The 19,808-nt window shown below is 59.1% G+C and carries 19 protein-coding genes; 12 read left to right on the forward strand and 7 right to left on the reverse strand.

Annotated elements, in window-relative coordinates; all coding sequences use genetic code 11:
- The first annotated feature begins 37 nt into the window (after positions 1-37).
- The 8 genes from rfaH to ssuE all read left to right on the forward strand — a co-directional run bounded on the left by rfaH (position 38) and on the right by ssuE (position 8,745).
- Positions 38-538, forward strand: coding sequence for a transcription/translation regulatory transformer protein RfaH (gene rfaH, locus POR16_RS14680; RefSeq protein WP_005890586.1), 501 nt, complete (start codon positions 38-40; stop codon positions 536-538).
- Positions 539-608: 70 nt separating this feature from the next.
- Entirely contained in the window at positions 609-1,598 is a 990-nt protein-coding gene (locus POR16_RS14685) for a glycosyltransferase (RefSeq protein ID WP_005890583.1), read from the forward strand.
- Positions 1,595-2,818, forward strand: a complete 1,224-nt coding sequence (locus POR16_RS14690; RefSeq protein ID WP_005890581.1) for a glycosyltransferase family 4 protein — start codon at positions 1,595-1,597, stop codon at positions 2,816-2,818. The genes POR16_RS14685 and POR16_RS14690 overlap by 4 nt, the downstream gene beginning before the upstream one ends.
- 95 nt (positions 2,819-2,913) lie before the next feature.
- Positions 2,914-4,029 (forward strand): glycosyltransferase family 4 protein, encoded by a 1,116-nt coding sequence (locus POR16_RS14695; RefSeq protein ID WP_005890579.1) that lies wholly within the window; start codon positions 2,914-2,916, stop codon positions 4,027-4,029.
- 70 nt (positions 4,030-4,099) lie between these two features.
- On the forward strand, positions 4,100-5,326 hold the full coding sequence (locus tag POR16_RS14700) for a glycosyltransferase family 4 protein (RefSeq protein ID WP_005890577.1): 1,227 nt from the start codon (positions 4,100-4,102) through the stop codon (positions 5,324-5,326).
- 11 nt (positions 5,327-5,337) lie between these two features.
- Complete coding sequence (locus tag POR16_RS14705; RefSeq protein WP_005890575.1) at positions 5,338-6,747, forward strand: undecaprenyl-phosphate glucose phosphotransferase; 1,410 nt, start codon at positions 5,338-5,340, stop codon at positions 6,745-6,747.
- Positions 6,748-6,824: 77 nt separating this feature from the next.
- The gene (locus POR16_RS14710; protein ID WP_005890574.1) at positions 6,825-7,913 is read left to right on the forward strand and encodes a polysaccharide biosynthesis/export family protein; all 1,089 of its coding nucleotides are present in this window, start codon (positions 6,825-6,827) and stop codon (positions 7,911-7,913) included.
- A 250-nt stretch (positions 7,914-8,163) separates the two neighbouring features.
- Positions 8,164-8,745 carry an NADPH-dependent FMN reductase gene (gene ssuE, locus POR16_RS14715; protein WP_024670989.1) on the forward strand — a complete coding sequence of 194 codons (582 nt, stop codon included), beginning with the start codon at positions 8,164-8,166 and terminating at the stop codon, positions 8,743-8,745.
- A gap of 8 nt (positions 8,746-8,753) precedes the next feature.
- On the opposite strand, the gene POR16_RS14720 is transcribed toward ssuE, so the two are convergent.
- The 3 genes from POR16_RS14720 to POR16_RS14730 all read right to left on the reverse strand — a co-directional run bounded on the left by POR16_RS14720 (position 8,754) and on the right by POR16_RS14730 (position 10,747).
- On the reverse strand, positions 8,754-9,362 hold the full coding sequence (locus POR16_RS14720) for a LysE family translocator (protein WP_005890572.1): 609 nt from the start codon (positions 9,360-9,362) through the stop codon (positions 8,754-8,756).
- Between the two features lie 123 nt (positions 9,363-9,485).
- A complete protein-coding gene (locus POR16_RS14725; protein ID WP_005890571.1) occupies positions 9,486-9,767 on the reverse strand; it encodes a hypothetical protein in 282 nt (93 codons plus the stop codon).
- 89 nt (positions 9,768-9,856) lie between these two features.
- On the reverse strand, positions 9,857-10,747 hold the full coding sequence (locus POR16_RS14730) for a LysR family transcriptional regulator (protein WP_005890570.1): 891 nt from the start codon (positions 10,745-10,747) through the stop codon (positions 9,857-9,859).
- A gap of 130 nt (positions 10,748-10,877) precedes the next feature.
- On the opposite strand from POR16_RS14730, the gene POR16_RS14735 reads away from it, so the two are divergent.
- From POR16_RS14735 to POR16_RS14745, 3 genes are all read left to right on the forward strand, one after another.
- Complete coding sequence (locus POR16_RS14735) at positions 10,878-11,579, forward strand: CoA transferase subunit A (protein WP_005890569.1); 702 nt, start codon at positions 10,878-10,880, stop codon at positions 11,577-11,579.
- A 41-nt stretch (positions 11,580-11,620) separates the two neighbouring features.
- On the forward strand, positions 11,621-12,277 hold the full coding sequence (locus POR16_RS14740) for a CoA transferase subunit B (protein WP_005890568.1): 657 nt from the start codon (positions 11,621-11,623) through the stop codon (positions 12,275-12,277).
- Positions 12,278-12,398: 121 nt separating this feature from the next.
- Positions 12,399-13,817 (forward strand): short-chain fatty acid transporter, encoded by a 1,419-nt coding sequence (locus tag POR16_RS14745; RefSeq protein WP_053932425.1) that lies wholly within the window; start codon positions 12,399-12,401, stop codon positions 13,815-13,817.
- 2 nt (positions 13,818-13,819) lie between these two features.
- Here the strand turns inward: POR16_RS14745 and POR16_RS14750 are convergent, their stop codons facing one another.
- The 3 genes from POR16_RS14750 to POR16_RS14760 all read right to left on the reverse strand — a co-directional run bounded on the left by POR16_RS14750 (position 13,820) and on the right by POR16_RS14760 (position 15,920).
- Complete coding sequence (locus POR16_RS14750; protein ID WP_024670991.1) at positions 13,820-14,149, reverse strand: antibiotic biosynthesis monooxygenase family protein; 330 nt, start codon at positions 14,147-14,149, stop codon at positions 13,820-13,822.
- The gene (locus POR16_RS14755; RefSeq protein ID WP_005890562.1) at positions 14,146-14,880 is read right to left on the reverse strand and encodes a CTP synthase C-terminal region-related (seleno)protein; all 735 of its coding nucleotides are present in this window, start codon (positions 14,878-14,880) and stop codon (positions 14,146-14,148) included. The genes POR16_RS14750 and POR16_RS14755 overlap by 4 nt, the downstream gene beginning before the upstream one ends.
- 107 nt (positions 14,881-14,987) lie before the next feature.
- On the reverse strand, positions 14,988-15,920 hold the full coding sequence (locus tag POR16_RS14760) for a 2-hydroxyacid dehydrogenase (protein WP_024670993.1): 933 nt from the start codon (positions 15,918-15,920) through the stop codon (positions 14,988-14,990).
- A gap of 255 nt (positions 15,921-16,175) precedes the next feature.
- Here POR16_RS14760 and POR16_RS14765 point away from each other — a divergent pair, with 255 nt between their 5' ends.
- Entirely contained in the window at positions 16,176-17,318 is a 1,143-nt protein-coding gene (locus tag POR16_RS14765) for a glycerophosphodiester phosphodiesterase (protein WP_005890558.1), read from the forward strand.
- A 44-nt stretch (positions 17,319-17,362) separates the two neighbouring features.
- Here POR16_RS14765 and POR16_RS14770 read toward each other — a convergent pair whose 3' ends face one another.
- Complete coding sequence (locus POR16_RS14770; RefSeq protein WP_122381254.1) at positions 17,363-19,549, reverse strand: TonB-dependent receptor; 2,187 nt, start codon at positions 19,547-19,549, stop codon at positions 17,363-17,365.
- Between the last annotated feature and the right edge of the window lie 259 nt (positions 19,550-19,808).

Below are 19,808 nucleotides of genomic sequence, written 5' to 3' on the forward strand. Positions count from 1 at the left end.
CAGACACCCGAGCCGCTTCATATAAAAGGAATTGACCATGCTTCTCGCTGATCAGGATGCTCGCTGGTATCTGATCCAGACCAAACCACGTCAGGAAGCGCGCGCCGCAGAACATCTGCAACGCCAGCACTTCGAGTGTTACCGGCCACTACAGGCGACTGCAAAAAGGACCGTCGCTAGGGAAGCGCTGTTCCCCGGCTACCTGTTCATTCGCATGGACCAGGTGCATGACAACTGGTACCCGATCCGTTCCACTCGTGGCGTCTCACGCATCGTGACCTTTGGCGGTCAGCCGGTGCCGGTTCGGGACGCGCTGATCGAGCAGATCCGCCAGCGTCTTTCTGCGCCATCGGCGGACACCCGGTTTACCCGGGGCGACATAGTGCTGATCAACACCGGCAGCCTGAGTGCAGTCGAGGCGATTTTCCTGACAGCGGACGGCAGCGAACGCGCGGTCATTCTGCTCAGCATGTTGCAACGCCAGCATCAGGTGGTGCTGCCCATCAGCAGTCTGTCACGGGTACAAGCCAGGGCCTGAGGCTCACCACGCCAACAGACACTGCCGCCTTCACGCGCTCATCATCCGCCCTCCGCACCGGAACCGCACCATGCCCTGTCAGACCACCCTGGTGACGCTCACCTATGGTGACCGTTTCGACTATCTGCACACGCTGATCAGCCGCTCGCTTCAGAGCCCGCTGATCAGTCGGGTCATCATCGTCAGCAATGCTTCTGTCGCGCCGTTACAGACGCTGTGCGAAGAATGGCCGGACAAGGTTCAGGTGATCCGGCTTGCGCACAATACCGGTTCGGCCAACGGTTATTCGGTTGGCATAAAGGCAGCGCTCGACGCCGGGGACGACTACATCTGGCTGATGGACGATGACAACGCGCCGACCCTTGATGCCATTGAAGTACTGCACAGAGCCCTGCACGAAAAGACGCAAAGCGGCGGGAATGACAACACCGCACGTCCGACTCACCAGGCCGACGTTGCCGCCGGGGTTCCGCTGCGTTACGCCATTCAGCGTCGCTCGAGTTTCTTCGGTTTTCACATTGCCCAGTTGCCCTACAAGATATGGCGCCGCTTGCCTTTCAGGCAGTCCAGGGCGGCCAGCCCCTTGCCAGAAATGGTGCAAATTCCCTTCGCGACTTACGGCGGGTTGCTGGCCCATCGCAGCCTCTACATGAAGATCGGCCAGCCACTGGATGCGCTCAAACTGTACGTGGATGACAGCGAATACACTTGGCGGATCACCCAAGGCGGCGGAAAGCTGTTTCTGATAACCGGCGCACGGCTTGATGACCTGGAGGACTCGTGGAACATCAAGGCCCGCACCCGCAACGTCTATGAAAACTACCTGCTGGGCGGATCGGATCTACGCGCTTATTATGCAGCGCGCAATCAGGCATGGTTCGACAAGTATGTCTGGGCATCTTCCGCGCCGAGCCATCGACTCAACCGGCTGGTCTTTCTCTGCATGCTGAGCCTGTGCGCACGTCGTCATAACGCCATGCAGCGCCTGCACCTGCTGAGAAAGGCCATACGCGAGGGCGAAGCTGGCGTATTGGGCCTGAACAGGTCATACCCGCTATGAAAATCCTCTTTGTCAGTAGCCTTTACGCGCCCGATATCGGCGGCGGAGCGGAAATCATCCTGCAGCGCACCGTCGAGGGGTTGCAGCAGCGCGGTCATACGGTGGCGGTGCTGGCCACCTCCGATAAGCCTGGCCTGCAACTGGCGGAGGTCAATCGTGTCAAGGTCTATCGGGCCGGACTGCTGAACAGTTACTGGCATTTCAGCGCTCAACGACCTGGCCGTCTGGCGCGGTTGGGCTGGCATTGGCGTGATCGCTACAACAGCGGCATGCGCGACTACGTCGGTCAAGTGATGGCAGCTGAACAGCCCGAGCTCGTGGTCTGCCATAACCTGACCGGCTGGTCGGTGTCGGCATGGGACGAAATCAGCGCAGCCGATTGCCCTGTCGTGCAGGTCCTGCACGATTTTTACTTGCTGTGTCCGGGCAGCACCATGTTCAAAAACGGTCAGAGCTGTCAGCGGCAGTGCCGGGTGTGCTCGCAGTTTCGCAAGCATCACGCTCGACAATCGGAGCAAGTCAGTACAGTCGTGGGGGTTAGCCGTTTCATGCTCGACACCCTTCAAGCGCAGGGCTATTTCAAGGGCGCACGAGGCTATGTGGTGCATAACGCCAGTCCGTTTTCACCCCCGCTGCACGAGTTGCGCACACCACCGGCGGATAAAGCCCCACTGCGCTTTGGCTATCTGGGCACGCTGTCGGAAAACAAAGGGGTGGGATGGCTGATCGATCAGTTCCAGCATTTGCCCTTCGACGCCACCCTGAAGATCGCCGGGCGTGGGCAACTGGCTGACGAGATACGCTTGCGGGCCAGGGTCACATCACCCCGGATCAGTTTCGTCGGCTTTCAGCAGCCCGATATTTTCTACCGTCAGATCGATGTCGCGGTCGTCCCTTCGATGTGGAACGAGCCATTCGGCCTGGTGGCTGTGGAAGCCTGTGCGCACTCCCGCCCAGTGATTGCCAGCCGCATGGGCGGGCTGACGGAAATCATTCAGGACCCTCTCAACGGCCTGCTGTGCAGCCCCGATGATCCTGACTCGCTGGGCCTGGCGATGCTCAAACTGCATCAGCAACCCGAGCTTCTCGCACGCCTGGGCAGTCAGGCGCGTAACAGTGTCGCGTCCCTATTGAACCTGGACCTCATGCTGGATCAATACGAAAGCATTTTTGCTCAGACGCTTCAGGACCGCATCACCTGGCGCAGCGTACGCACGTAGTTTCAGTCCTGCTCAATGGACATCTTCGACCTCATGGGCACCGGGCAAGGCGCTCGTACTCCAGCCAAATCACCCTCACCAGCAGGAAGCTTGAGATGATTTTCATCAATTCACGGTTTCTCACCCAGGACATCAGTGGTGTGCAGCGCTATGCAGAACAGATGTGCCGGGCGTTGAAACGCCTGCGCCACGATCTGGTTTTTGTTGCCCCGCGCGCGATCAGACTGCATGAGTGTGCCCGTGCGCTGGATGCGCAGCGTGTCGGCTATACCACCGGTCATTTATGGGAGCAGATCGATTTGCCGCTGTACCTGAAGCGCCGGGGCAGCCCGCTGCTGATCTCGATCAGCAACACCGGCCCTATGTTCTACGGCAACCAGATAGCCACTCATCACGACATCAACTATGTGCGTTATCCGCAAAGTTATACCCGGCTGTTTCGCCTGGTCTACCGGACCATTACCCCGGTCCTGCTGTCGCGGGCCAGAACCCTGCTGACCGGCAGCGTTTTTTCCAAAACAGAGATCAGCTCTTTCTACGGATATGCCGAAGACAAGGTGCTGGTCGTACCCGCAGCGGTCAGCGATCAATTCATACCGCGTCCGGTCGTGCCTGACCGGCCGAAATATTTGCTGGCAGTCTCATCGCCCGCTGCGCACAAAAACTTCAATCGACTGATCGAGGCGTTTCTGAGCCTGCGTGGTCACGCGGATCTGCAACTGCATATCGTCGGCGCGGCAAGCGGCGTGTTCGCCGATCCGGACCTGCAGCGCCTGGCCTGTCGTGAACCTCGCATCCGCTTTCTGGGTCGGCTCAGTGATGCCGAACTGATCGAGCAGTATCAGGGGGCAATCGCCTTCGTCTTCCCGTCGCTGTACGAGGGTTTCGGCATTCCGCCGCTGGAAGCGCAGGCCTGCGGCTGTCCGGTGCTGGCTGCCAATGCCGCCTCGATTCCTGAAGTGCTGCAGAACAGCGCGCTGTATTTCGATCCTCTGGACGTCAGCCACATGGCGGCGGCAATGCGCCGCGTGCTGGTCGACGCCCCGTTACGTCAATCGCTGCGTCTGCGGGGGCTGAAAAACGTACAACGTTTTTCCTGGGAGCTTTCCGCGAAGCACCTTTCCCGGCATATCGACACGCTGCTGGAACCCGTGGTCGATGCGCACGGCGAGACATCGCATGACCATCGCACATCTTCAGACGAGCCCTGAGTCGACACCTGTATTGCCGGACACATTGCCGCGTCTGCGACAGCGTGAGCACATTGAGCAAGGAACGCCCATGAAAATTGCTATCGTCCATGACTGGCTGGTGACTTACGCCGGCGCCGAACGCGTACTCGCGTCACTGATCAATATCTGGCCTGACGCGGACCTGTTTGCCGTGATCGATTTTCTCAACGATCAGGACCGCCTGCACCTGCGCGGCAAAAGGCCGAAAACGACGTTTATCCAGAATCTGCCTGGTGCCCGAAAATACTACCAACGCTACCTGCCGTTGATGCCGCTGGCCATAGAACAACTGGACCTGTCCGCTTATGACCTGATCATCAGCAGCAGCCATGCTGTGGCCAAAGGCGTGCTCAGCGGTCCGGGGCAGCTGCATATAAGTTATGTGCATTCACCCATCCGCTATGCCTGGGACCTTCAGCACCAGTACCTCCGGGAATCAGGGATGGTCAAAGGCATCAAAAGCCGGCTGGCACGCATTGTCCTGCACTATATCCGGCTGTGGGACCAGCGCACCTCGACCGGTGTAGACGCGTTCATTGCCAATTCCGGGTTTGTCAGCGCCCGCATCGAAAAGGCTTACCGGAGAGAGTCCACGGTCATCTATCCGCCAGTGGACACGCTCGGCTTCACCGCGCATGGCGCTCGTCAGGATTTCTACCTCAGCGCTTCACGCATGGTGCCTTACAAACGCATGCCGATGATCGTCGAAGCGTTCGCCGCTATGCCGGAGAAGCGCCTGATCATGATCGGCGAAGGGCCTGACCTGGCCAAGGCCCGCGCCATTGCCTGCCACTCGCCCAACATCACGCTGCTGGGCTTTCAGCCGGCTGCCGTGCTGCTGCAACACATGCGCAGCGCCAAGGCCTTTGTGTTTGCCGCCGAGGAGGATTTCGGTATCAGCCCGGTCGAGGCTCAGGCCTGCGGTACACCGGTGATTGCGTTCGGCAAGGGCGGCGTGCTGGAAACCGTCCGCGGGCTCGATCACCCGCACCCGACCGGCGTGTTTTATCGACAACAAACCGTCGCCTCGCTGATCGCCGCTGTTACCGAGTTCGAAGCAGAGCAGGCACGCATCACACCAGAGGCCTGCCAGGCCAATGCCGAGCGATTTTCGGTGCTGCGCTTCGAGCAGGAAATCCAGGCGTTCGTCGAAAGCCGCCTGGTGACGGCCCACCTGCTTCATCTGGCGCGCCTGCCTCAGCCAGATTGGACCGCCTATACCGGGCCAGCAGGCAGCGACCTGCCGGGCCGCGTCGTTCCCATCAAATCCGTGTGAGGGAACCGTCGATGGCTACGTCCGTTCGCGGCATTCTGCATGCCCATCAATCGGCACTGTCACTCGCCCATCGTCTGCTGGATCTGGCAGTTATTGTATCGATCGGTTACTGGCAAACCGGGCTGACGACGATCAACATCACCGAGACCTGGTTTCGCATCCTCCTGGCAGTGCTGTTGTTCCACTGGTTCAGTGAATATCACCAGTTGTATGGCTCGTGGCGCGGCGAACGTATCCTGCGCGAACTGACCAAGGTCTTCAATTACTGGGCACTGAGCTTTGTCATTCTGCTCTCGTTGAACTACCTGCTGCTAAAACGTCTGCAGATGCCGGATAACGAGCAGATGAGCTGGTTTGCCTTGGTCCTTGGCGCGCTGTGCGGCTATCGACTGTTGATTCGCCTTGCACTGCACACACTGCGGCGAAATGGTTTCAATACACGTCGGGTGGCGATCGTCGGGACCGGTCAGGTGGGCGAACGGCTGGCGCGCTCGATCTCTCTCGCACCGTGGATGGGCCTGAAACTTCTGGGTTTCTATGACGCCCATCCGCAGCAAATGCACCCGGACGCCGGCACACGCCGCCTGCCGGTACTGGGTGATCTGGAACAGTTGATCTTAGACGCCCGCGCCAATCGGATCGACAAGGTGTACATCACCCTCGCCTTCAGTGCCGAACCGCAGTTGCGCGAGCTGATAACCGGACTGAGCGATACCACCGCATCGGTGTATCTCGTCCCGGACGTGTTCATGTTCGACCTGCTGCACGCGCGCAGTGAAAGCATCAACGGCCTGACCAGCATCAGTATTTTCGATTCACCCATGGACGGTGCCTGGAGCCTGGCCAAACGTTTCGAAGACATTCTGCTGTCCAGTCTGATTCTGACAATAATCGCCCTGCCGCTGCTGCTTATCGCCACGGCTATCAAACTCACTTCGTCCGGCCCGGTACTGTTTCGCCAGCGGCGTTACGGGCTGGACGGCAGGTCGATCATGGTCTGGAAGTTTCGCAGCATGAGCGTGCTGGAAAACGGTGACGTGGTGACTCAAGCCACCCGCAACGATGTACGAATCACACCATTGGGCGCCTTTCTGCGGCGCACTTCACTGGATGAACTGCCGCAGTTCTTCAACGTGCTGCTCGGTGAAATGTCCATCGTCGGCCCCCGTCCTCATGCCGTTGCGCATAACGAACAGTATCGCAAGCAGGTCAGCGGCTACATGTTGCGCCACAAGGTCAAACCCGGCATTACCGGCTGGGCACAGATCAACGGATGGCGTGGCGAAACCGACACGCTGGACAAGATGCGCAAGCGGGTCGAATTCGATCTGGACTACATCGAGCACTGGTCGATCTGGCTGGACCTCAAAATCATTCTGCTGACGCTGCTCAGAGGGTTCGTCAACAAGAACGCCTTCTGACTATTCCCTTCTCCCCCGATCAATCTCGGACCTCGTACGCACAAGGAGCCACACCCCATGATGAAAGGAACCCGGATATGAATCGGACGTTAGTTGCTTTACTGCTCGCCAGCTTGACGCTACAGGGCTGTGCCTTTGCCCCCGGTCAGCATATGACGCAGGACGACGTCACCCTCAACGACCCTGAAGAGCCCAGGGCGCAGCTGGTCGAAATGACCCCGAACAGTTTGCGACACCAACAGCAACGCGCCATCGCAGACGCCAAGGCTCTGCCGCAGGAACTGCTTGACTACAAGACCCCGGAATACGTGATAGGGGCTGGCGATACCCTGCTGGTTACCGTGTTCGAGCACCCGGAGCTGACAGCGCCGGGATCGCAGGACCAACTGGATGCGAACACCCGTGAGGTGCTGAACGACGGCACACTCTATTTCCCCTATATCGGGCGGATTCGCGCCAGTGGCAAAACCGTCAGCGAGGTCCGCGAGCAACTGCGCATGGGCCTGGCGCCTCAGTACACCGAGGTCAAGGTCGACGCCAAGGTGCTGCGCTACAACAGCCAGCGCATATTGCTGTCAGGCTCATTCAAGGTGCCCGGCCCGCAACCGATCACCAATATTCCATTGAGCCTGGTGCAAGCAGTCAGCGTGGCAGGGGTCGATCTGACCGACGCGAATCTGGCCGGGTTGACCCTGCGGCGTGATGGTCGGGACTACCTGATCGACATTGACTCGCTGAACCGCGAAGGCTCGCAGTTGAGCAGGATATTTCTCAAGGATGGCGATTACCTGCATTTGAACAGCAATTCGAGAAACAAGATTTACGTGCTGGGCGAAGTCCGCAACCCTCAGGTCATCTCTTTCGGAACAACACGCCTGACGCTGCTGGAGGCACTGGGCAACTCGGGTGGCTTGAGCCCGGACAGTGCAGACGGTAATGCGGTGTACGTGATACGCGGTGCGGAAAACTTCGCCGATGCCGCCTCGACCGTCTACCACCTCAATGCCAAAAAACCCACTGCGTACCTGCTGGCCGGGCAATTCGAGCTCAAGGCCCAGGACGTAGTTTTCGTCGGCCCGGCTGACATTACTCGCTGGAGTCGCTTCATCAGTCAGTTGCTGGGTTCGGCCAGCGTCGTGCAGACCGGTGCCGCCTTTCGCCGCTGACCTCTCGCCGACGTCGCTTACTGTCCCTGCAACCCGCGTTGCGGGGATTTTTTTGTCTTAGTCAGCGAAGCCTGACTGTTGCTGAAGCAACAGCCTTGCAACAGTTGTTTGCAAAAGCGTCAGCAATCGGCCATTCCAGCCACACTGCGGGCGTTGGGAAACCCCTGTATTTCAGAGGCTGCGAGACGATTTTACGGGGCTGGCACACAAGCTGCTTTGCAGAGGGACGCTTATCGCAAGGAATTCCCGCATGCTCGTCGTTTCACTCTCAGGCAGTCCGTCTCCCAAATCCCGCTCTGGGGTAGTCCTGGCCCACGCAAGCAGTTGGTTGCAAGAACAAGGCGTTGAAGTCACGACATTGCGCATTCGCGACTTCAATGCCGAGGACCTGCTGTTCGCCCGCTTCGACAGTCCTCAAGTGCTGGCTTTCATAGAAGCGGTCAGCCAGGCTGATGGTGTTCTGATCGGCACGCCGGTCTACAAGGCGTCGTTTTCAGGCGCACTGAAAACCCTGCTCGACCTGCTCCCGGAACGTGCCCTGCACGGCAAGGTGGTCTTGCCACTGGCAACGGGTGGAAGCATTGCACACATGCTGGCCGTCGATTACGCCCTCAAACCGGTGCTCTCGACCCTCAAATCACAGGAAGTGCTGCACGGCATCTTCGCCATCGATACTCAGATAACCTACGGCGACAACGAACAAGGCGGCACGCTCGACGAAACGCTCACCGAACGGCTGCATGAAGGGCTGGAACACTTCTACCATGGCCTGCAGCGCAGGCTGCAGGCGCGTCACAAACAGGCAGGCGGGCATCTGCAACTGGCGTTGTAACGACAGGCTCAGTGCTCGACGAACAACGGGTACAGTGAGGCCACCAGCAAGGCGGCCATCACACCGTTGAAAATCCTCAGCCCAAGGGGATCGCGAAGCACATTGCGCAGCAGGCTGCCAAAGCCTGCCCAAATCCCGACACTGGGCAGGTTGATCAACGCGAAAACCGCCGAGATCACCACCACGTTATAAAAGTAGCCCTGCATGGGCGTGTACGTGCTGATTGCCCCGATCGCCATGATCCAGGCCTTGGGATTGACCCACTGGAACAGCGCGGCGTTAATGAAGCTGAACGGTTTGCCTTTGCTTTCGACGTTTTCGGAAGCAGGCCCCGATGTCGCAATCTTCCAGGCGAGATACACCAGGTAGGCAGCGCCCACATAGCGCAGGATCGTGTAAAGCATCGGCCAGGTCCTGAACACACCGCCCAGTCCAAAGCCCACCGCCAGCACCAGAACAAAAAAGCCGATGGTTATGCCCAGCATATGAGGGAGGGTTCGGCTGAAACCGAAATTAACGCCGGAAGCCAGCAGCATCATGTTATTCGGCCCGGGGGTCACCGACGTCACGAAGGCGAACAGTGCAAAAGCGAGGAGTAAATCGAAAGAGAGCACCATGAAGCCTGTCCGTAGCAGTGAGTCAGGCGCTCACCCTATCGGAGACGTTGTCAGAAACAAACGGACAGTTGGCTGATCATTATTACCGTACAGTTTCACGCAGCAGGCTTATCAAGCAGGCTGTCAGCCTTGCGGGGGTTGAGTGATGGCACCCAGATCAACGCTGGTTTCGCCGTCGTCATCGAACTCACGCGCTTGCTGGATCTGAGGGTCTGCAAGCAATTGCGCCTTGCGCGCCTGGTATTCGTCAAATGACAAACCGCGACGGTTCAAATCTTCCAGCGCGAGCTGATGGCTTTCCTCAGTGCTAAATGGACGCTGCTCGGTCGCATGATGAGTGGAGCAGCCGGAGACCAGCGCAACGGTAAATGTCAGGGCAAGCGCAAGGGCAATTTTATGGTTCATCTGGGGGCCTCCGGTCGGGCTTCATTTCGGCAATGAAGCAAGGTTACGCCTGCCCCTGCTGCAGCAAAAATCAACCGCCGTGATAGTGTCTATCGACTTTTCCGAGCATTCTCGATCAGCACCTCGCGCAAGGCTTGCGCAGCGGCTGACAGCTTGTGGTCGGCCAGCATCAGCAGCCCGATACGCCGCTCGATTCGCGGTTCGACCAGCGCAATGCAGCGCGCGCCCAGTTCCTGCATCTGCCCGATACACAGCGATGGCACCGCACTGACGCCCAAGCCGTTGGCCACCATCCGACCGATAGTGGACAACTGATGGCTTTCGAACGCCACCGAAAGTTTGCCGTGCCCAGGTTCTATGGCCTGCTCCAGCAACAAGCGCACGGCGGAGGGCCGTTGCAGCGCAATGAAATCTTCACGCAGCAGTTCGGCCCAGGACACCTCGGCGCGCTCGGCCAGCAACGAGTCGCTGGCGACCACCGCCACGAAGCGATCTACATAAAATGGCGTGAACAACAAGGCGCTGCTCGATTCCGGTTCGAAACCGATACCCAGTTCAACGCGGCGATGGCGGACCATTTCCAACACTTGCTCGTTGATCACGTCATGCACCGCGACATTGACCCTCGGGTAGCGACCGCGGAACACCTTCAGCGCTCCAGGCAGCATATTGCCCGCGAACGATGGCATGGCGGCAATCGAAACCCGCCCCATTTGCAGCGTAAACCGTTGGCGCAGCAGCTCTTCGGTGTTGTCCCAGTCTGCCAATAGCTGGCGAGCCAGTGGCAGCAGGGTTTCGCCTTCAGGCGTCAAACCGACACTGCGCGTGGTGCGCGTCAACAATTGCCCGCCAAGATCCTCCTCCAGCCCCTTGATGGTCAGACTCAGCGCTGGCTGCGAGACATTCAGCCGCTCACCGGCCTGAGCAAAACTGAGGTACTGCGCCACCGCAACGAAAGCCCGGAGTTGTTTGACGTTCATATATTTATTTTTCTTATCAATTGATCATAAAAACAAAATTAACAAATCAGTGCTACAGGGTGAAGATGCAAGCCATTAGATCTTCAAACAGCGCGACTGATGGTCAACAACTATAAAAGGCGGATCAATCATGGCTGGACTCGATAAACGGGTAGCAACCTACGAAGAAGCCCTTGCCGGGCTGACCGATAACATGACGGTACTCTGTGGAGGCTTCGGCCTGTGCGGTATCCCGGAAAACCTGATCGCACAGATCAAACGCATGGGCATCAAGGGCCTTACGGTTGTTTCCAACAACTGCGGTGTCGACGGCTTCGGGCTCGGCATCCTGCTGGAAGACCGGCAGATCCGAAAGATGATTTCCTCTTACGTGGGCGAGAACGCCTTGTTTGAACGGCAGCTGCTCAGCGGCGAGCTGGAAGTGGAGCTGACCCCACAAGGCACGCTTGCTGAAAAAATGCGTGCAGGGGGCGCCGGTATTCCTGCGTTCTACACCGCGACTGGGTACGGGACACCGGTGGCAGAAGGCAAGGAAACCCGTCAGTTCAATGGTCGCAACGTGATTCTGGAAGAAGCCATCACGGGCGATTTCGCATTGGTCAAAGGCTGGAAAGCCGACCACTTCGGTAACGTGATCTATCGTCATACCGCGCAGAACTTCAATCCGGTGGTGGCCACGGCAGGCCGGATCACGGTGGTCGAAGTCGAAGAAATTGTCGAGCCTGGTGTACTGCTGCCGACTCAGATCCACACCCCGGGGATCTACGTCGACCGCATCATACAGGGCACATTCGAGAAACGTATCGAGCAGCGCACCGTCAGAAAATCCTGATTGCGCGGCTTCTTCGACATACAACAAAGAGATTTCAGACCATGGCACTTTCCCGCGAACAAATGGCGCAACGCGTCGCCCGCGAACTCAAGGACGGCTATTACGTGAACCTCGGCATCGGCATTCCAACGCTGGTTGCCAACTACGTGCCGGACGACATCGACGTCATGCTGCAATCAGAGAACGGTCTGCTGGGCATGGGCGCATTTCCGACTGAGGAAACCATCGACGCCGACATGATCAACGCTGGCAAGCAGACCGTAACCGCACGTATCGGTGCATCGATTTTCTCTTCGGCCGAATCCTTTGCCATGATCCGTGGCGGGCATGTTGACCTGACCGTGCTGGGCGCCTTCGAAGTGGACGTCGAGGGCAATATCGCCTCGTGGATGATCCCCGGCAAGCTGATCAAGGGCATGGGCGGCGCGATGGACCTGGTGGCGGGAGCCGACAACATCATCGTGACCATGACCCATGCTTCAAAGGACGGCGAATCCAAACTGCTGCCGCGCTGCAACTTGCCGCTGACCGGCGCGGGCTGCATACGCAAGGTGCTGACCGACCTGGCGTATCTGGAAATAGAAAATGGCGCCTTTATCCTGCGCGAACGCGCCCCCGGGGTCAGCGTGGAAGAAATCATTGCCAGAACCGCAGGCAAATTGATCGTGCCGGATGACGTGATCGAGATGAGCTTTTAAGGGTGGCCGAGAGACACTATCGCTCCCACGCTCCGGCGTGGGAGCGCCGTTCTGGACGCTCTGCGTCCACTTCGGGTGTTTAGATATTTCCTGATAATAATTACAAAAAGAGGTGCCTCTGATGGCCGCCAACATCGAAGAAAGCCGTTCCGCCCGATTTGCCCTGCGATGCGCCGCCTGGGCTGAACGCTGGTTTCCCGACTCATGGGTATTCGCCGCACTGGCGGTGGTCATCGTCACGCTGGCGACGCTCGCCATCGGGGCAAGACCGTCAGAGGCCGCGAAGGCATTCGGAGACGGGTTCTGGAGCTTGATTCCGTTCACCATGCAAATGGCTTTCGTGGTTATCGGCGGTTATGTGGTCGCCAGCTCGCCGCCCGCCGTGCGTCTGATAGACCGTCTGGCACGAGTACCCGGCAACGGCCGCTCTGCGGTGGCATGGGTGGCGCTGATTTCCATGCTGGCCTCGCTGCTCAACTGGGGGCTGTCACTGGTATTCGGGGGTTTGCTGGTTCGCGCCCTCGCCCGTCGCACCAACCTGCGCATGGACTATCGCGCTGCCGGTGCAGCCGCTTACCTGGGGCTGGGCGCCGTGTGGGCGTTGGGGCTGTCATCTTCTGCCGCGCAGTTGCAGGCCAACCCTGCCAGCCTGCCGCCGTCGATCCTTTCGATCACCGGCGTCATTCCCTTCACTGAAACCATCTTTCTCTGGCAATCCGGCGTCATGCTTGCAGCACTGGTGGTGGTCTCGCTGATCGTCGCCTACGCCACCGCCCCGGGCCCGAATAGTGCTCGCGACGCCAAGGCATGTGGCATAGACCCGGCGTTCAATCTGCCACCTCTACCTGCCAGAACCCGACCAGGCGAGTGGCTCGAATACAGCCCGCTGTTGATTATCCTGATGGTCCTGCTGGGCGCAGGCTGGCTGTTCAGCGAGTTTTCCAGCAAACCGGCGATCACCGCGATCTCCGGCCTGAACACCTATAACTTCCTGTTCATCATGCTCGGCGCGCTGTTGCACTGGCGGCCACGCAGCTTCCTCAATGCAGTGGCGCGAGCCGTACCCACCACTACCGGCGTGCTGATCCAGTTCCCGTTGTACGGCTCGATCGCCGCTCTGCTGACGACCGTCAAAGGTAGCGATGCGCAAACCCTTGCGCATTACATCTCGACTTTCTTCACCAGCATTGCCTCTCACGACACCTATGCGATCCTGATGGGCATCTACTCGGCCATATTGGGGTTCTTCATCCCGTCAGGGGGCGGCAAGTGGATCATCGAAGCCCCTTATGTCATGCAAGTGGCCAACGACCTTCAGTACCACCTTGGTTGGGCGGTGCAGATCTACAACGCTGCCGAAGCCCTGCCAAACCTGATCAACCCGTTCTACATGCTGCCTCTGTTGGGTGTCCTGGGCTTGAAAGCGCGGGACCTTATCGGCTTTTCGTTCGTGCAGTTGCTGGTCCATGCGCCGCTGGTACTGTTTCTGCTATGGGCGTTGGGCACGACATTGAAGTACACGCCACCGGTCATGCCCTGACGTCAAAGCTGACCGAACGAGTAGTCACGCTCGACCTTGCAGACACGCGTGGTAAAGGCCTGATACCACTGCGCGCGACCCCGCTCGCGAACCTCTGTATGTTCGGCCTGTTGTTTCCAGGCCAGAATCGCTGCTTCGTCGGTCCAGTAGGACACCGTCACTCCCAGCCCGTCTTCACCGCGTGCCGATTCCACGCCAAGAAAACCGGGCTGCCGGCTGGCCAGTTCGACCATTCGTAGCGCAGCCGACGCATATGCCTGATGCTCATCAGATTTACGCAGTGAGGTGAACACCACCGCAAAGTATGGTGTGGGGAACCGTGCCGCAATCACGATTCATTGCTCTGTGCAGCCGTGAGGCAGGCGCGAAGAAATGCATCGACCAGAGGTGCATTCCTGCCCGACAACGCAGCCCGCTCCGGCTGGAACAGCGTGGCCACAAAGAATGGGTGGCCTTGCAATTCCATGCAGCGCACATCGCCCTCCGGCCCTCGCCCGCTGACCTTGAGGGCAGCGCCGAACAGCGACGATTCCAACTCGCGACGCAGACCGTAGCGACAGTGATAGCGCTCTTCGATATCGAGCGTGCGGTAAGCCTGAGCAATCAGCGTGTCGGGTTGCAGATGAATCGGTGCCAGCGCATCGACCAGCGAGCAGTCGAGCGGCTCGATGATGACGTTTGCGGCACCAGGCGAGGTTTCGCCATGCTCGGCGTCTGCCCAGCCCAGGCCATTTCTTGCGTACTCGACCAATGCATGCTGAAAACCGCCGCAGGACCCCAGGAACGGCACCCGCCTCTCCCGGGCAAAGCGAATGGCAGTCAGCGCACCCTGCATCTGCAGATACGGGCTGCCGGGCACGCACCACAAACCGTCGAACCGGCCAAGACCCGAACCGTCGCCGATCTGTGGCGTCGGCAGCCACTCAATATCAACCTGAACCTGCAATACATCGGCTGCCATCTGCAAAGCCAGAGGGATCGCCCGATGCGCTGGCACCTCGGCGATAAAATCCCCCACCAGCCCGATATGCATGCTTCTGACCGCTTTAGCCGCAACGCCCATGCCCTGCTCCCTGTCCATTTATATGCAATCGGAACGGACTATAAACAGGCAAAAGTGCAATCAGAATGGGCGGCTCGGCAAGACACTGCATGCAGCGCTGCAAGGTCTCATTCGCTGACCGGCGTGAGCACCGGCTGCCCGGAAAAGAACGCCAACAGGTTATCGTTGACCTTTTGCACGCTGTCTCTCGACGCCTCGGGCGACAAACCTCCCACATGAGGCGTCAGCACGACGTTGTTCAGCGTTTTGAAGACATCCGGCACGTTGGGCTCATCGTCGAAAACATCCAGCGCAGCCCCGGCGATCTGCTCGGTCTGAAGCGCATTGACCAGCGCGTGAGTATCTACAACGCTGGCCCGGGCAATGTTCACCAGAAAACCTTCGGCGCCCAGCGCTTCCAGCACCTGAGCATCGACCAGATGCAGGGTGCTGTTGCCACCGGGCGTGGCAACCACCAGAAAATCCGACTCGGCAGCCAGCGCCTGCGCAGTAGCATGCCAGGTGTAAGGGCATTCGTTGCGCGGCTTGCGGTTGTGGTAGCCGATGACGATGTCGAAAGCCGCCGCACGTTTGGCGATGGCCAGCCCCACGGCCCCGAGCCCGATGATGCCCAGGCGCTTGCCTGCCATTGATGGTCGCACGGCCTTGCGCCACTCGCTGCGCCTTACGGAGGCGTCCGCCTGAGGAATATCGCGTACCAGCGACAACAGCAGTGCCAACGCATGATCGGCCACCGTGTCAGCGTTGACGCCGGCGCCGTTGGTGACGGTAATACCGCGCTCTTTGGCGGCAGGCAGGTCGACCTTCTCGTAACCTGCCCCGCTCACGCAAATAATGCGCAGGTGTGGCAACGCATCCATTTCCTCGGCAAAGAAACCCAATGGCCCGCGTGTCACAACAGCGCTGATCGCTTGACCATGGGTGGCTATCGCCTCGGCACGCTTCTCTGGCGTAGGAGCACGAATCAGCTGAAAGCCACTGTTTTCCAGAATCGGCAAATACGTGTCCAGGTTCTCGACCAGCACCAATACCGTTGTCATGTACGCTCTCGCTCGATCTGTAAAACGCTGACAGTAACGCGACTCGACGCATTTGTGCAGCGTCAATGAGGTTCGTTTGAAAAAGCGTTCGCGATAAGGCCACACGTTCATGAAGCGGACGCATTTGCCGGACAGACTGAGTGACAACCGACCTCGGCAATCCGATTGTGCGCTATCGTTGCTCGCAGCGACGTGCCAGCGGCACCATCGACTGACGCACTCGGACGCCCTCTCCAGACTAGGAACCATACGCCCATGCAAGGATTTTCCATCACGCTGTCAACACGTACACTCCTGGCTGCGGCTGTCATGTCGAGCCTGATGTTGTCATCCGGGATGGCAGCGGCGGCGGATACTCCGGGCAAAGTGTTGAGCGAAAAATACGGCCTGCCCTGGCCCGCAGCGATCGCCCATCGCGGTGCCTCGTTCGACGCACCCGAAGAAACCATTCCGGCCTATACCCTGGCCCGCGACCTGGGCGCGGACTACCTGGAGATGGACATCCAGCGCACCAAGGATGGCGTGCTGATCGCCCTGCACGATGACGTGCTGGAACGCACCACCAACGTTGCCGAAGTGTTCCCGACGCGGGTCAAGGACCCGGTCAGCACCTTCACGCTGGCGGAACTCAAGCAACTGGACGCAGGTTCATGGTTCAACAAGGCTTACCCTGACCGCGCTCGCTCAAGTTACGCCGGGTTGCAAATCCTCACGCTGGACGAAGTGATCGATATCGCCGAGGGCGGCGCCAACAAGCCAGGGCTGTATATCGAGACCAAGGTGCCGAACAAATTTCCCGGTGTCGAAGCCGACCTGAAAAAGGTCCTGACCAAGCGTGGCTGGCTGAGCGAGCGACCTGCTGCCGCCGCCGGCCAGGTCAACGTCGCGCATATGCCGGGCCGTGTGGTCCTGCAGACGTTCGAGAAACAGAGCCTGGAACTGCTGCAAAAAGAAATGCCGAACATCCCCAAGGTACTGTTGCTGTGGATTGGCGAAGGCTCGATAGAACCGAAATCCAACGTTGCCTTCAAGGACTCGGGGTTCAAGGACAAGGCCAGCTATTACGCGGCACAGGAAGTCAAATCGCCGCAGGAATTCGAAAACTGGATTGACTGGGCCAAAGCCCACGGTGCCATCGGCACAGGCCCTTCGTCGCAGTTGGCCAAGGGTGGTGACCAGAGCTACATGGACTTGGTCAAACCCTGGATGAACAACCTGACCCACGAGAAAGGCATGGTCATTCACCCTTACACGGTGGACGATGCAGAGGACTTCAAGCGGATCCGCAACGATGGCGCAGACGGCTTTTTCACTAACCGCACCGCCGAACTGTTGAAGTTCTACGGGCGGCCAGCGAAAGAAAGCATTGATGCGATTCTGAAGCGCAACGGCTATTGACCGAAGGCAGGCCGCATCCGACGATGCGGCCGTTCAGTCAGTCATCAGAAATCGATAGTACCCGAGAGTTTCAAGGTGCGTGGTTCACCCTGAGTCAGATAGCCGCCGTTGGCCGACGCCCAGTAATCCTTGTCCATCAGGTTTTCGACGTTGGCACGCAGGGTGACGTCCTTCTGTGCGACGTTGAAGGTGTAGCGTGCGCCCAGATCGAAGCGGTTCCAGGTCGGAATGCTCAGGGTGTTTGCCGCATCTACATACTGCCCACCGGTGCGCAGCATGCGCGCACTGATGGCCGCGCCCTCGATACCCGGCACGTCCCAGTCGGCGCCAGCATTAAACTGGAAGGTCGGCACGCCGATCGCACTGTTTCCGTCATCGCTGCCACCTGAAGTACCACTCACCTCGGTGTCCATCAGGGTCAGGCCAGCCAGCAAACGCAAGCCGACGACCGGCTCGCCGAAGACGTTCATTTCGACGCCGCGGTTACGCTGGTCACCGTCGCGGACATAGCGCGTGCCGAGACCGTCCTGAATCTGATACCCGTCAGTCGGTTGCTCGATGCGATACACGCCCAGGCTAGCGCCAAACGTGCCCATATCCAGTTTCACACCTGCCTCTATCTGCTTGGAACGTGCAGGTGCGAAAACCTGGCCGGGGTTGATCGTCACAGTGCTCGGCGCAGTCGGCCCCTGAGCAAGACCTTCGATGCGGTTGGCGTAGAACGACACGTACTGCCAGGGCTTGAACACCACGCCGTAGACTGGCGTGGTGATTGCCTGGTCATACAGAGCATTGCGCGAGCCACTGTTGTAGTCATAGCCCTGAACCCGCAGTTGCTGGCGACGCAAGCCTGCCGTCAGCAGCAGGCGATCGTCGAAAAAGCCCAGCGTGTCGGAGAACGCTACGCTGCGCATCCGGCTCTTGCCCGTGATACCGGGATCGTTCATATCGCCTGCGGTGAAACTGTCGAGTGCCGGGCGCTCCTGGGAAACGGGGTCGTAAAGGTTGTTGCCGGACGTGCTGCCGAACAGATACGCACCGCGCTGCTCGGTCCATATACCGGACAGGCCGAAGTTGACCTTGTGGCTGACCGAGCCGGTCTGCAGCTTGCCGTTGATCCCGGCCATCGCGGTCCTGTTGTCTTCGTCGTGCGGTATCGAAGATGGCGAAGCTGTGGTGTTGCCAGCTGCGTCAATGATGGTCGGCGAGCCGTAGATACCGTTTTCACGGGTGTGCTTGGCGCCAGCTGCGGCGTACAGCGTCCAGTCATCGTTCAGGTCGTACTCGGCCCGAGTCATGCCGAAAGTGTCTTCGATTTCGGTCCAGGTCCAGTTCGGCGCGTAGTTGGTGTCGGAGTCTGGCGCATGCGGTACGCGGGTCAGCCCGCTGGCGACGAACACCGCGTTGCGGCTCTGGTTAATGCGCTGTTTCTGATACGCGAAGTCGCCGGAAATGCGGAAGTCGTCACCCCGATAATCAAGCCCAAGGGCGAACAGCTTGCTGCGATGCTCTTCATCTTCGACCCCGGTTTCACCTTCGCGTTGAGACAGGTTCAGGCGTGCGCCGAATTGATTGCCTTCGCCGAAGCGCTGGCCGAGGTCGAGATGCTCGCCGACCCGGCCGTCGCTGCTGATGTCGGTGGTAAACCGGCGCGTCGGTGTGTCCTTCGCGCGCTTGGGTTGCAGGTTGACGCCGCCGCCGATGCCCGAGCCGGTTGGCGTAACGCCGTTGATGAAAGCGTTCGGCCCTTTGAAGACCTCGACCCGCTCCAGTGCATCGGTCGATATGATCTGGCGCGGCAGTACGCCATAGAGGCCGTTGTAGGAAATATCATCGGTGGCCAGTTTCAGGCCGCGAATGACAAATATCTTCGAAGCGTTGGCGTAGCCGCTTGACTGGCGCACCGACGCATCATTGAACAGCACGTCCCCGACGTCCTCGGCCTGCTGGTCTTCGATCAGTTGCTCGGTGTAGCTCGACATGGTGAACGGCACGTCCATCAGGTCGGCATTGCCCAGCACCCCAAGCTGCCCGCCACGGGCAACCTGACCGCCTGCGTATACTGGCGGAAGGTCATGCGGGGCAGTCTTGTCGGCGCTGATGTCGGTTTCTCCAAGCACCATTGGGCCACTTTGTGGGCTAGCCGTGGCCGAGGCTGCCCAGGCCGGAGAACCAACTGAACAGCAAAACGCGAGCAAAGTAAGGCGCATCGGGAACGATGGGGTGTGCATTAAAAGGTCCTGCTGACGAGATGAGCGAGATCGGAAGAAACCTTCCTGGAAATGACCGACTCAAGGGAATGCGAAATGCTATCAGATGTTAGTGGGAATGGTTATCGTTTATTTCATACAGGAAGTTGCAAGTCTGGCCATAGGCCTTCATTCGATGGAGCTTTTCCATCGCTGGCATTACAGGGTCGCAGACAACGACCAGAGCCCCCCATCGCACTGCAATGCCTTGAAACAGGTTGACGACAGCCACCTGCAGGCG

The sequence above is a fragment of the Pseudomonas coronafaciens pv. oryzae str. 1_6 genome, from assembly GCF_000156995.2.
GTDB classification, from domain to species: Bacteria; Pseudomonadota; Gammaproteobacteria; order Pseudomonadales; family Pseudomonadaceae; genus Aquipseudomonas; species Aquipseudomonas tremae.

Coding starts and splice junctions, on each gene's coding strand:
- rfaH (WP_005890586.1), top strand. CDS start 38: ATGCTTCTCGCTGATCAGGATGCTCGCTGGTATCTGATCCAGACCAAA.
- POR16_RS14685 (WP_005890583.1), top strand. CDS start 609: ATGCCCTGTCAGACCACCCTGGTGACGCTCACCTATGGTGACCGTTTC.
- POR16_RS14690 (WP_005890581.1), top strand. CDS start 1,595: ATGAAAATCCTCTTTGTCAGTAGCCTTTACGCGCCCGATATCGGCGGC.
- POR16_RS14695 (WP_005890579.1), top strand. CDS start 2,914: ATGATTTTCATCAATTCACGGTTTCTCACCCAGGACATCAGTGGTGTG.
- POR16_RS14700 (WP_005890577.1), top strand. CDS start 4,100: ATGAAAATTGCTATCGTCCATGACTGGCTGGTGACTTACGCCGGCGCC.
- POR16_RS14705 (WP_005890575.1), top strand. CDS start 5,338: ATGGCTACGTCCGTTCGCGGCATTCTGCATGCCCATCAATCGGCACTG.
- POR16_RS14710 (WP_005890574.1), top strand. CDS start 6,825: ATGAATCGGACGTTAGTTGCTTTACTGCTCGCCAGCTTGACGCTACAG.
- ssuE (WP_024670989.1), top strand. CDS start 8,164: ATGCTCGTCGTTTCACTCTCAGGCAGTCCGTCTCCCAAATCCCGCTCT.
- POR16_RS14720 (WP_005890572.1), bottom strand. CDS start 9,362: ATGGTGCTCTCTTTCGATTTACTCCTCGCTTTTGCACTGTTCGCCTTC.
- POR16_RS14725 (WP_005890571.1), bottom strand. CDS start 9,767: ATGAACCATAAAATTGCCCTTGCGCTTGCCCTGACATTTACCGTTGCG.
- POR16_RS14730 (WP_005890570.1), bottom strand. CDS start 10,747: ATGAACGTCAAACAACTCCGGGCTTTCGTTGCGGTGGCGCAGTACCTC.
- POR16_RS14735 (WP_005890569.1), top strand. CDS start 10,878: ATGGCTGGACTCGATAAACGGGTAGCAACCTACGAAGAAGCCCTTGCC.
- POR16_RS14740 (WP_005890568.1), top strand. CDS start 11,621: ATGGCACTTTCCCGCGAACAAATGGCGCAACGCGTCGCCCGCGAACTC.
- POR16_RS14745 (WP_053932425.1), top strand. CDS start 12,399: ATGGCCGCCAACATCGAAGAAAGCCGTTCCGCCCGATTTGCCCTGCGA.
- POR16_RS14755 (WP_005890562.1), bottom strand. CDS start 14,880: ATGGGCGTTGCGGCTAAAGCGGTCAGAAGCATGCATATCGGGCTGGTG.
- POR16_RS14760 (WP_024670993.1), bottom strand. CDS start 15,920: ATGACAACGGTATTGGTGCTGGTCGAGAACCTGGACACGTATTTGCCG.
- POR16_RS14765 (WP_005890558.1), top strand. CDS start 16,176: ATGCAAGGATTTTCCATCACGCTGTCAACACGTACACTCCTGGCTGCG.
- POR16_RS14770 (WP_122381254.1), bottom strand. CDS start 19,549: ATGCACACCCCATCGTTCCCGATGCGCCTTACTTTGCTCGCGTTTTGC.